Annotated in this window: 12 protein-coding genes; 10 read left to right on the forward strand and 2 right to left on the reverse strand. The window is 61.9% G+C overall.

The window, feature by feature from the left end; translation table 11 throughout:
* Positions 1-36: 36 nt before the first annotated feature.
* A complete protein-coding gene (locus AC3WLX_RS36415) occupies positions 37-252 on the reverse strand; it encodes a phosphatase PAP2 family protein (RefSeq protein ID WP_349509814.1) in 216 nt (71 codons plus the stop codon).
* Between the two features lie 91 nt (positions 253-343).
* Between AC3WLX_RS36415 and AC3WLX_RS36420 the strand changes: the two genes are divergently transcribed.
* Positions 344-643: a hypothetical protein gene (locus AC3WLX_RS36420; RefSeq protein ID WP_349509786.1), complete on the forward strand. Its 300-nt coding sequence runs from the start codon at positions 344-346 to the stop codon at positions 641-643.
* A 170-nt stretch (positions 644-813) separates the two neighbouring features.
* A complete protein-coding gene (locus tag AC3WLX_RS36425; protein ID WP_049820491.1) occupies positions 814-5,256 on the forward strand; it encodes an ATP-binding protein in 4,443 nt (1,480 codons plus the stop codon).
* On the opposite strand, the gene AC3WLX_RS36430 is transcribed toward AC3WLX_RS36425, so the two are convergent.
* Positions 5,204-5,527 carry a hypothetical protein gene (locus tag AC3WLX_RS36430; RefSeq protein ID WP_155248810.1) on the reverse strand — a complete coding sequence of 108 codons (324 nt, stop codon included), beginning with the start codon at positions 5,525-5,527 and terminating at the stop codon, positions 5,204-5,206. The two genes, AC3WLX_RS36425 and AC3WLX_RS36430, sit on opposite strands and share 53 nt — an antisense overlap.
* 263 nt (positions 5,528-5,790) lie before the next feature.
* Here AC3WLX_RS36430 and AC3WLX_RS36435 point away from each other — a divergent pair, with 263 nt between their 5' ends.
* From AC3WLX_RS36435 to AC3WLX_RS36470, 8 genes are all read left to right on the forward strand, one after another.
* Positions 5,791-5,967, forward strand: a complete 177-nt coding sequence (locus AC3WLX_RS36435) for a hypothetical protein (protein ID WP_196232452.1) — start codon at positions 5,791-5,793, stop codon at positions 5,965-5,967.
* Positions 5,967-6,455, forward strand: a complete 489-nt coding sequence (locus AC3WLX_RS36440) for a PDC sensor domain-containing protein (protein ID WP_024343437.1) — start codon at positions 5,967-5,969, stop codon at positions 6,453-6,455. The genes AC3WLX_RS36435 and AC3WLX_RS36440 overlap by 1 nt, the downstream gene beginning before the upstream one ends.
* The gene (locus tag AC3WLX_RS36445; protein ID WP_024343436.1) at positions 6,452-6,682 is read left to right on the forward strand and encodes a PDC sensor domain-containing protein; all 231 of its coding nucleotides are present in this window, start codon (positions 6,452-6,454) and stop codon (positions 6,680-6,682) included. Before AC3WLX_RS36440 ends, AC3WLX_RS36445 begins: the two co-directional genes overlap by 4 nt.
* A gap of 3 nt (positions 6,683-6,685) precedes the next feature.
* Positions 6,686-6,961, forward strand: a complete 276-nt coding sequence (locus tag AC3WLX_RS36450) for a PAS domain-containing protein (RefSeq protein WP_080655027.1) — start codon at positions 6,686-6,688, stop codon at positions 6,959-6,961.
* Positions 6,962-7,200: 239 nt separating this feature from the next.
* Positions 7,201-7,668 carry a GGDEF domain-containing protein gene (locus AC3WLX_RS36455; RefSeq protein ID WP_049820489.1) on the forward strand — a complete coding sequence of 156 codons (468 nt, stop codon included), beginning with the start codon at positions 7,201-7,203 and terminating at the stop codon, positions 7,666-7,668.
* A 141-nt stretch (positions 7,669-7,809) separates the two neighbouring features.
* Complete coding sequence (gene istA / locus AC3WLX_RS36460) at positions 7,810-9,342, forward strand: IS21 family transposase (protein WP_080655029.1); 1,533 nt, start codon at positions 7,810-7,812, stop codon at positions 9,340-9,342.
* An 11-nt stretch (positions 9,343-9,353) separates the two neighbouring features.
* Positions 9,354-10,097: an IS21-like element helper ATPase IstB gene (istB, locus tag AC3WLX_RS36465; protein ID WP_012041725.1), complete on the forward strand. Its 744-nt coding sequence runs from the start codon at positions 9,354-9,356 to the stop codon at positions 10,095-10,097.
* 625 nt (positions 10,098-10,722) lie between these two features.
* Entirely contained in the window at positions 10,723-10,878 is a 156-nt protein-coding gene (locus AC3WLX_RS36470; RefSeq protein ID WP_155253860.1) for a hypothetical protein, read from the forward strand.
* Positions 10,879-11,046: the final 168 nt, after the last annotated feature.

The raw sequence follows: 11,046 nt of genomic DNA on the forward strand, positions 1-11,046 counted from the left end.
CAGCGGCGCTGCCGGCGATCATCAGGTGGGGGAGTTTCAAGTGACCATACCCGGGGGATTTTGACCGACCCACGGGGTAGACCGGTTTTCCGTAACGGGATATCCGGTCCACAACCTCACAATACGCTCCACCATGGCACCAAGTGCGAAACCAATCACGACATCGCTTGCCCAATGCGTAAGGATTACGACTCTCGATAATGAAAGGCCTACGGCTAAGGCTCTTATCGTTCTACGCGGCAGCGGTGGCACCGTGCCCGCAGCCGAAGCAAGGGCACCATGTGCAATGCATGACCCGAAGGGAAGGCGTCTTCACGCTGACCGGAAAGGGATACCCGTTCAAATGACCGAGCACGGTCCTTCGGTCAGGACGCGTCTGGTTGATCAAGGCTTTGAACCCAAGTGGGATCAGGGCGGTTGCCGCGGCTACGAGGAGCGCATGATTGCCAGCCCGCTGAAGCCGCTCCGACCTGCCCCGGGTTGCTGCCCACCCCGCGAAAGCAACGGCCAAAAGGATGTGTTCGTCAGCGCCTCAGGTCAGACCGCGGGCGACGCGCTCGATGGAAGAATTGGTATTGCGGGCCACCGCGTTCGCAATGAGGATATCCGGTTTCGTTGGCTTTATGGTTCTCCAAGTCATTGAATTCGTACCTTGCAAAAAAGATCGGACTCCGGATGATGACCAGAGTTCCACGAGATCTCAGCAAGCCGAACCAAACATTCTGACCGCGAAAGTTCCACGCGCATTGGAGTTGCGTGTCGTTAAAAGGTAAGAGAAACCGGTGAGGGCCGGAAGTCGGGGCGAGCAAGAGCATGGAAGCAGGCGACGGCGCGGCCGCTGGAGAGGATACGGGGCCGCAATTTCTATCTGGGGGCGGCGCGATGGGTCGCCTTATGCGGCGACACGATTGGGCGAGCACGCCCTTCGGCCCGGTAGTCAAGTGGCCGCAGAGCCTGCGGGCGGCCGTCAGTATCTGTCTTGGGACAAATTTCCCGATTGCGATCTACTGGGGCAACGAACTGGCACTGCTCTACAACGATGCCTGGAGCCCCATCCCTGGCGAAAAGCATCCCTGGGCCCTTGGACGGCCGGGGCGCGAAGTTTGGCCAGAAATTTGGGACGATATCGGTCCGCTTTATGAAAAGGTCCAGTCAACCGGCGAAGGCGTCTGGCAGGAAGACCAGCTGCTGCCGATGCGCCGCCATGGCTACACGGAGGAATGCTACTTCAATTTCACCTTCAGCCCGATCAGGGGCGAACACGGCCGCGTTGAAGACATTTTCAATGCAGTGGTCGAGACAACCTTCAGGGTCGTCGGCGAACGGCGCGAGCGGACCTTGCGCGAGCTCGCCGAGCGCGTCTCAATGGCCCGGTCAGAACAGGAAGTGTTCGACGTCGCCGTCGCGATGTTCGCCGCGAAAGCGGCGGACGTGCCATTCGCGTTGCTTTACAGGCTGGACGAAGCAAGCAATTGCGCTCGGCTGGTCGGCTGCTCGCAGCTTGTTGAGAACGGAATTGCGAGCCCCGCGACCATCGAGTTGGGCGACGATCAGGCCGCATGGCCGACCCGGGAGGCTCAACAAGGGCGTACCATAGCTGTTGAAGGCTTGACCGCGAGGTTTGGCGAGCCCCTCCCCGGCGGCCCGTGGCCGGAGCCGTCCGATTGCGCCCTGGTTGCGCCGATCGCGGCGCCGCTGCAGGACCGCGCGATCTCCGGTTTCCTTGTTGCAGGTGTAAGCCCGAGACGCGCGCTGGACGATGAATACCGAGCCTTTATTGAGCGGGCGGCCGCCCACATCGCCACGGCGCTGATCAACGTCCGTGCTTTTGAGCAGGAGCGCCGCCGGGCCGAAGCACTTGCGGAAATAGACCGCGCCAAGACGGCTTTCTTCTCCAACGTCAGCCACGAGTTCAGGACCCCCCTCACGTTGATGCTTGGGCCTCTTGAAGAGGCAATGGCAAGCGACATCCCTGACGCTGTTCGGGCTCAGCTGGATCTAGCGTATCGCAACAGCGGCAGGCTGTTGCGGCTGGTCAACGGTCTGCTCGACTTCTCGCGGATCGAAGCAGGCCGCGCGACGGCCAAATATAAGCCAACGGATCTTGCCGCGTACAGTGCCGACGTTGCTTCCAGTTTCCGCTCGGCGATGGAAAAGGCGGGGCTTGAGCTGCGCCTGCGCTGCGCGCCCCTCCCCTCCCCGGTCTACGTGGACCGTGATATGTGGGAGAAGGTACTGCTGAACCTGCTCTCCAATGCATTCAAGTTCACCTTCCAAGGGCATGTCGAGGTGTACGTCGGCAGCCGAACGGGCCAGGCCGTCGTCGAAGTCTCTGATACAGGCATCGGTGTAGCCGCCGGCGAATTACCGAAGCTCTTCGAGCGCTTTCACAGGGTCGAAGGTCCGCAAGGGCGAAGTTTCGAAGGAAGCGGCATCGGTCTCGCGCTGGTGCAGGACCTCGTGAAACTCCACGGCGGGACCATCAGCGCCGAAAGTGAGCTTGGCAAGGGAACTAGATTCCGTATTTCCTTGCCTTTCGGCAGCGCCCATCTTCCTGCAGAACAGCTGCAGGATGCCGTCGAGCCCTCGGCTTTATCGAGCCGAAGCCGAGAGTTCGTCGATGAAGCGGAGCGCTTGTTACCAGGGAAGCAGATGCAGCTGGGCGTGAGCGAGATCCTTCCCGAAGCGATGCCGGCAGGTACCGCGCGAGGCTTGGGAAAGGGCAAAAGCGTCGTGCTTGCCGACGACAACGCCGACATGCGCGATTATCTCCAAAGGCTGCTCGAGGACGAGGGCTATCACGTTAGGGCGGTGGCCGACGGCGAAGCGGCTTTGACCGTCATCAATCAGGCACGGCCCGACCTTGTTCTCAGTGACGTGATGATGCCGAAGCTTGACGGGTTCGGCCTGCTCTCCCGATTGAGGGCCGCGCCTGCCTTGGCCGATGTGCCTGTGATTCTACTTTCGGCGCGCGCCGGCGCCGAAGCTCAGGTGGAAGGCCTTGAAGCAGGGGCGGACGACTACCTAGCCAAACCTTTTGCCGCCCGCGAGCTCCTCGCCCGCGTCAATGCCAACATCCGGATGGCCGAGGTGCGCCGTGAACTTACGGCGGTAGTTCGTGAAAGCGAGGTGCGCTTCCGTAATATGGCCGACCATGCGCCCGTGATGATGTGGGTCGCCGACGCGACCGGAGCTGTCATTTATCTCAACAAGCTCTGGCATGACTTCACCGGTCGCGCCCCAGAGGCTTCTCTCGGCACGGGTTGGCTGGACGCCGTTCACGAGGACGATCGCCAGGCAGCTCAGGCAGTCGTGATGGGCACACAGCCAGGTCACGGCGCAACACGCGTGGAGTACCGGCTGCGCAAGGCCGACGGAGGATATCGCTGGGTGGTCAACGCGGCCGTGCCACGTCATTCTGAAGACGGCCGTCTCCTCGGTTCCATCGGCTCTGTCCTCGACATCGATGAGCGCAAGGAGGCCGAGCTTGCGCTGAAGGCACAAACCGAGGTGCTCGCCAGACTGAACCAGTCAGCAGCGGCGGTGGCCGGAGACCTAGATCTTGAGCGCGTGGTCCAAACGGTGACGGATGCCGGCGTCGCGCTTTGCGGGGCCGAATTTGGCGCCTTCTTCTACAATGTCCTCGACGAGTCCGGCGAAAGTTATCTCCTGTACACCCTGTCTGGGGTGCCGCGATCCGCTTTCGAGAAGTTTCCGATGCCGCGGAATACCGCCGTGTTCGGCCCCACCTTCGAGGGTTTGGGCATCGTACGATCCGACGACATCACCAAGGACCCGCGCTACGGCAAGTCGGCGCCATATCACGGCATGCCAAAAGGGCATTTACCGGTATGCAGCTATCTGGCGGTGCCGGTTCGGTCGCGATCGGGTGAGGTGATCGGCGGACTCTTTTTCGGACACTCCAAACCTGGCGTTTTTACACCTCTCGCTGAGGAAGGTTTGGTCGGACTCGCCGCCCAAGCGGCCGTCGCCATGGACAATGCCCGCCTTTTTCAGGACCGGCTGAAGGCCGAGCAGCAGCTGCAGAATTTGAACGCGGAGCTGGAATTGCGGGTCGCCAAGGAGGTGGCCGACCGCATGAGTGCCGAAGAAGCGCTGCGGCAGGCGCAGAAGATGGAAGCGGTCGGTCAGCTGACCGGCGGAGTGGCCCACGACTTCAATAACCTGCTGACCATCATCGTCGGCGGCCTTGACACCATCCGGCGCGCCAAGCCCGAGGACCATGCAAGGATCAAACGAGCGGCGGATATGGCTTTGCAAGGTGCCCAGCGTGCATCCAGCCTCACTTCGCGGCTGCTCGCGTTTTCGCGCCGGCAGCCTCTCACGCCGAAGCCGCTCGATCTCAATGGCCTGGTGCGTGATATGACGGAGCTGCTTCACCGCACTTTGGGAGAGCAGATCGAGCTGGAAGGCGTGCTTTCGCCGCGGCTGTGGACGGTCGAGGCGGATGCAAACCAGTTGGAGAGCGCCATCATCAACCTGGCGGTCAACGCGCGCGATGCGATGCCGGGTGGCGGCAAGCTCACGATCGAAACTGCCAACATGTTCTTGGACCAACGTTACGTGGAGACGACAGCCGAGGTTGTGCCCGGCCAGTACGTGCTCATCAGCGTCAGTGATACGGGCAGCGGTATTCCAAAGGATGTCGTTAGTCGGGTGTTCGAGCCGTTCTATACCACCAAGGAGGTCGGGCGCGGCACAGGCCTCGGTCTCAGCATGGTGTACGGATTCGTGAAACAATCAGGCGGTCACGTCACCATCTACAGCGAGGTGGGCGAAGGCACGACCGTGAAGATGTACTTCCCGCGGTATCATGGACAAGACATATCCGTCGAAACCTCAGAGCCGCCTGCTCCGGGGGGAAGTGCCGGCGAAACCGTCCTGGTGGTGGAGGACAACGAGGACGTCCGCTCCCACAGCGTGATGATCCTCAGCGAAATGGGCTATCGGGTTTTGCAGGCGGAAGCAGCGGATGCGGCCATCGCAATACTCGAGACCGATCAGCGTGTCGATCTGCTATTCACGGACGTGGTCTTGCCAGGTCGCAGTGGCAAGGTGCTCGCCGATGAAGCGATAAAGTTACGGCCGGAACTAAAAGTGCTGTTTACGACAGGGTACTCGCGGAACGCCATCGTCCATCATGGGCGGGTCGACGCCGGCGTCGAGTTACTGTCCAAGCCGTTCACATACGAACAGCTCGCTGCACGGGTACGCGACATTCTCGATCGAAACTGACCAACAGCGCAGCTCGCTTGTTGTGATCAAAACAGTACCCTGTCAGGAGCGGGCTTCCGGCCATCTGCACCGCATCAGCCAGATGCGCCTTAAGGTCCCGGTAACCCTTCACGGCAAGGAAACGTCTGATCTCGGGGATATCAGAGCTGCGGTCCCCAGAAATCGCCTTCATCTCAGCTGCAAGATCTGCGGCGATCTGCCGGTCCCAGTGCCCCGGGTCATTTCTTAACACCTGGTAGGCGTCTATCTGCGCTCCGAGGTGGACCGTCATGACCTCCCCCCTTTCGCACGAGAGTAGGCGAAAAGGCGTTAGCGTCCTCAACGTCAAGCAGTCTCCGTAATCTTCCGTGTTCCTGCCCTGCCCTGGCCTGCCCTGCTGAATTCCGATAACTTCAAAAGCCATTCGTTAATTAAGCCAATGAAAGGGCTCGCGGCGTTCACTGCTTTTCAAAGATCAGATGACACCTATCATCTCCATAACATGTGGGGAAGAACATGCCGCGTCGCGTCCAGCGTCAGATTGAATGACATCCGATGGTGGCGGTCTGGTCCATTCCTTTATTGATGGCGGCTTCTGTGCTTGGCTTGATCGGCTGGAAGGCCGAGGCGGGTCGCGAGGCGGCGATCGGGCGAGCCGAGCAGGACATCAAAAACCTGGTCCACTCTTTGGCGCAGCATGCGGTGCACACCATCCGCGCGCCGATGTGGTGATGGCGGGCGTGGCCGAAATGCTGGCCTATTGCAAACCGGACAGGGCAGAGCGCCTCAACGGTTACTTGGCAAGCACGGTTCGCTCCCTGCCCCAATTGCGCGAGATCAAGGTACTCGATGCGCGCGGCGATGCAGTCTACTCCAGCGCCTTGCCGATCAGCGGCCACAACAATGCCGATCGCGAATACTTCCGTTACAATGAAAGCCATGCCGGCCCGGAACTCATGATCAGCGGGCCTTTCTCTTCGCGCACGACCTGCATGCCCACCATTGTGCTCTCCAGGCGCATCACCAATGCCGCAAATGGAGAGTTTGTGGGCGTCGTGATGGCATCCATCCTTACCGACTATTTCGGAAACTTCTACCGGGCCTTCGGCATCGCTGAACATGGCGGCGTAATCTTGATCACCGGCGAAGGCAGGGCACCGGTGCATCTTCCGTCGGGACCAGCGGCAAAGACCTTTCGCAGACTGACCTCTTCAAGGTGAAGCTGCATCAGGGGCGATCCGGCTTTTATGCCATTACGTCGCCCTTCGACGGTCTTAGCAAGTATTTCGGGTATGAGCAGGCGGAGGAGTACGGGTTGGTGGTGGCAGTCGCCCGCACGTATGACGAGATCGTCTCCTCCTGGCGGGCCGATCTCAAGATCGATGCGGCGGTAGCCGTCGGCCTGTTGCTCGCCATTCTGGCAATCTCGGTCGTTCTTGCCCGCTAATTCATCTATCGTGCGAGGCTTGAGCAGTCGCTAAGCGAGGGGGAGCGTAGGCATCGCCTGCTTGCTGACAAGATCGCGGATGTTGTGGTGGTCCTCGATAGCCGTGGCATTTGCCAATACGTCTCGCAATCGGTGTCCGCAGCCCTTGGCATGAGCGAAGAGCAGGTTCTCGGCCGTCCATATATTGATTTTGTCCACCCCGACGACCGGAAGATTTTGGCGCGGATCGGACATGGATGGCGGGACGATGATACCTCGGCTTCTGTCAGTTTCAGATGATGCATGCTGACGGTTCGACGGCGTGGTTCGAGGCGAATTTTTTCGGTCGATGGATGGGGCGCAACGCCGAAACTGTTGCGGTTTTGCGCGACATCACCCAGCGCAAAGCACTGGAAGTACAATTGTCATCAGCGAACAGGCGCCTATCCCAGCTGGCTACTACGGATGGCCTGACTCAGCTTGCGAACCGCCGCGGCTTTGACGCCCACCTCCGGGAAACCTTTTAGCGGCAAGCCTCGATGGCAGTCCTGCTGATCGATATCGACAACTTCAAGGGTTTCAACGATGCGCTTGGCCACCTGGCTGGCGACGAATGTCTTCGACGTATCGCAGTCGCAATTGCGACCGCAGCAAGTCACCTGAGCGGCCACGCTGCGCGATATGGCGGAGAGGAGTTTGCGATCATCATGCCGGGCGCGACCGAGAGCAAGGCTATCGCACGGGGAGAAGCCCTTCGGGGAATGGTCTGCGCGCTTGCGATACCGCACCCCGCGGGTGGCGGAAGCGTGACCGTCAGCGTCGGGGTTGCCGAGAAATCGAATAACGCCTGTGACGAGGCGGCTCTTGTCCGGGAGGCTGACATCGCGCTGTACCAAGCCAAGAGGTTAGGCCGAGACCGAACGGTCGCGGCCTCATCGCTCGAGATGCGGATTCCGATCGATGTCGCCCAGGATTCCGAGATGATCTCGCCCACCATTCCGATTTGAAGTCGCCCACCCGTTCCGAGATGATGTCGCCCACCATTCCGGGATGATGTCGCCCGGGTGACGAGGCCTCTTCTGGCTCCCATAGGGTCAACCTTTCGGTTTTGCGAAGGGGGACCCTGGATGCCGACGGAGAGGCTTGCGATGCGCCGTGTGCGCGATGTGATCAGGATGAAGGCGGCTGGGCTGCCGAGCCGCGAGATTGCTCGGCGGATGGGCGCGGCGCCCTCGACAGTGCGGCTGACCATCCGGCGGTTCGAGGCCGCAGGCCTGAGCTGGCCGTTGCCCGACGGACTCACGGACGCGGCCCTGGAGGCCCGCCTGTTCGCCAAGACCGGCAATGGTAACCGGCAGGGTCATCGCCGCATCGCCGAGCCCGATTGGGCGGCGGTGCACCGAGAGCTCAAGCGCAAGCACGTGACGCTGTCGATCCTGTGGGAGGAGTACATCGGCGCCGAGCCCGGCGGATATCGGTACTCGCGCTTCTGCGAGCTTTACCGCGCCTGGGAGGGACGCCTGTCGGTGACGATGCGCCAGGCGCACGCGGCCGGCGACAAGCTGTTCGTCGACTACGCGGGCGACGGCGTCCCGGTGGTGGTCGACCGCCTCACCGGCGAGCGGAGGACGGCGCAGATCTTCGTCGCCGTGCTCGGCGCCTCGAGCTTCACCTATGCGCAGGCGACGTGGACGCAGGGGCTTGCCGACTGGATCAGCGCCCACGTCGGCACCTTGGCGGCGATCGACGGCGTGCCGGCGCTCTTGGTGCCTGACAACACCAAGGTCGCGGTCATCAAGGCGAGCCTCTACGACCCGCAGATCAATCGCACCTATGCCGAGATGGCGGCGCATTACGGCACGGCCATCTTGCCGGCGCGACCACGCAAGCCGCGCGACAAGGCCAAGGTCGAGCAGGCTGTCCTCATCGTCGAGCGCTGGCTGCTCGGCCGCCTGCGCCACCGCGTCTTCTACAGCCTCGCCGAGGTCAACGCAGCGATCGGCGAGTTGCTCACCAGGCTCAACGAGGAGCGGCCGATCCGGCGGCTCGGCGTGACGCGCCGCCGGTTACTCGAGGAGATCGACCGGCCGGCGCTCAAGCCGTTGCCGGCGAGCCCCTACGTGCTCGCCGAGTGGCGGATCCGCCGCGTCAGCCTCGACTACCACGTCGAGGTGGAGAAGCATTATTACAGCGTTCCGCATCGCTTCGCGCGTGCCGAGGTCGAGGTGCGGTTCACCGCCCGCACCGTCGAGATCTTCCACAAGGGCGAGCGGATTGCCGCGCATCAGCGCATGAGTGGCAATCACAAGCACTCCACCGTGCCGGAGCACATGGCCTCCAGCCATCGGCGCTACGCCGGCTGGACTATCGGGCGTATCCGTCAGGACGCCGCCGCGATAGGGCCGGCAACCAGCGCATTGTGCGACCTCATTCTCGACGAGCGCTCGCACCCCGAACAAGGCTTCCGCGCCTGCCTCGGCATCCTCAGGCTCGCCGCCTCCTATGGGCGCGAACGGCTGGATGCGGCGGCTGCGCGGGCGATCGACATCGGTGCGCGCACCTATGGCTCGGTCAAGTCGATCCTCGCCAACAATCTCGATCGGCGTCCCGCTCACCAGCGCTCCGCGGACGATGCGCCGATCCTGCATGCCAACATCCGCGGACCGCGCTACTACAATTAGGAGACCGTCCCTTGCTCACCCATCCGACCCTCGACCGCCTCAACGCCCTCGGCCTCCACGGCATGGCCAAGGCCTTCGCCGACATCGAAGCCGCCGGTGAGGCTGGCAGCCTCGGTCACGCCGAATGGCTTGCTCTGTTGCTCGAACGTGAAGCCTCGCTGCGGCACGACAAACGGCTCGCCACTCGCCTGCGCTACGCCAAGCTGCGCCAGCAGGCATGCGTCGAGGACATCGACTATCGCACCCCGCGCGGTCTCGACCGCCCGCTGTTCGCCAAGCTTGTCGAGGGCCGTTGGATCGACGACCACGTCAATCTCCTGATCTGCGGCCCGGCAGGCGTCGGCAAGAGTTGGCTCGCCTCGGCGCTCGGCCACAAGGCCTGTCGCGACAATCGCTCCGTGCTCTATCAGCGCGTCCCGCGCCTGTTCGACGATCTGGCGCTCGCCCGCGGCGACGGTCGTCACCCACGCCTGTTGCGTGGCCTTGGCCGTGTCGATCTGCTGATCCTCGATGATTGGGGCCTCGAGCCGCTCGATGCCGGCGCCCGTCACGATCTCCTGGAAATCCTCGAAGATCGCTACGGTCATCGCTCCACCATCGTCACCAGCCAGCTCCCCGTGGACCAGTGGCATCTGCTCATTGGAGATCCCACCTATGCCGACGCCGTGCTCGATCGCCTCGTCCACAATGCCCATCGGCTCGACCTCACCGGTGAGAGCCTGCGGCGAACCCGGCAATCCGCCCGAAAGACCTGAGCGCTGTGGACATGCCGCTGCGCTTGGACAACGCAATCGCGTTGCCCACATGCCCACAGCAACCGCAAAAGAAGAAAAATGGGTTGAAGTCGCGATTCCAGATGACCGCGCGGCTTGACCGGTGCCAGAGAACCAGCCGGCCAGAACGCCTCGCCGCTGGGCGAGATCAAATCGGAAAGGTGGGCGACATCGTCTCGGAATCCACGGGCGACTTCATATCGGTACGCCTGGGGACTTCGTCGGAATCAGCACTTCGAGACGGATGCATCCCCTTGCGACAGGATGATAAGTATCGTGCCGGATGATAATCCAGACACGGGGTTAAAGCTTGCGGGGGCCCGCTGAATACCCGGCAGCGGGGGGGCAGCTAGTGAGGAGAAACCAGCGCCGCCACGCTAAAGGCGAACAGGGAGGCCGCCGCCAGTGACCAGAGGGTGATGACAATCTGTTTTGGCATCATCCGATAACCATAGGAAGGACTGGCGGTTCCAACTTTCCTATGCCTGGGCTTGATCTAGATCAAAGGACTGAGCGAGGCGTGCGGCAGGCTTCGCAAATGACCAGGCACAAGCTCACAGCAGCGGAAGGATCCCCCTCAAGATTCTGGCCAAGACGAGGCGCGGCGGTGCTCCAGGCTTACATAGACGACCTGCGCGAAATTAATCAGCGCCTGAGGGGGCTTCTCCACTGGCTCCAGATCATCTTTTTCCCCAAGCCCGAGCAGATCCTACGGTTGCAGCGTGCGCTGTTCCCCACCGCCGCGCATGGGCGGCGCTTTTGAATATTTCGCGTGGCCAACCATCGTCTTTCTGCTAGCCGGAATCTGGTATTTGCTGCTCACCCGCTGACCCATCGGCCAGGTGAAGCGCCAATGACCTGCCCCTGAGTTTTCATCCAGAGGCAATTAGAGTCTCGGGGGTTTGTACGCCGATTGGCGCAGGTGGAGCAA

The sequence above is a fragment of the Bradyrhizobium sp. FW305-F6 genome (genome assembly GCF_058782905.1).

Excerpts from the sequence above, each read along its gene's own strand:
- AC3WLX_RS36420 (WP_349509786.1), top strand. The coding sequence starts at position 344 with ATGACCGAGCACGGTCCTTCGGTCAGGACGCGTCTGGTTGATCAAGGC.
- AC3WLX_RS36425 (WP_049820491.1), top strand. The coding sequence starts at position 814 with ATGGAAGCAGGCGACGGCGCGGCCGCTGGAGAGGATACGGGGCCGCAA.
- AC3WLX_RS36430 (WP_155248810.1), bottom strand. The coding sequence starts at position 5,527 with ATGACGGTCCACCTCGGAGCGCAGATAGACGCCTACCAGGTGTTAAGA.
- AC3WLX_RS36435 (WP_196232452.1), top strand. The coding sequence starts at position 5,791 with ATGGTGGCGGTCTGGTCCATTCCTTTATTGATGGCGGCTTCTGTGCTT.
- AC3WLX_RS36440 (WP_024343437.1), top strand. The coding sequence starts at position 5,967 with ATGGCGGGCGTGGCCGAAATGCTGGCCTATTGCAAACCGGACAGGGCA.
- AC3WLX_RS36455 (WP_049820489.1), top strand. The coding sequence starts at position 7,201 with ATGGCAGTCCTGCTGATCGATATCGACAACTTCAAGGGTTTCAACGAT.
- istA (WP_080655029.1), top strand. The coding sequence starts at position 7,810 with ATGCGCCGTGTGCGCGATGTGATCAGGATGAAGGCGGCTGGGCTGCCG.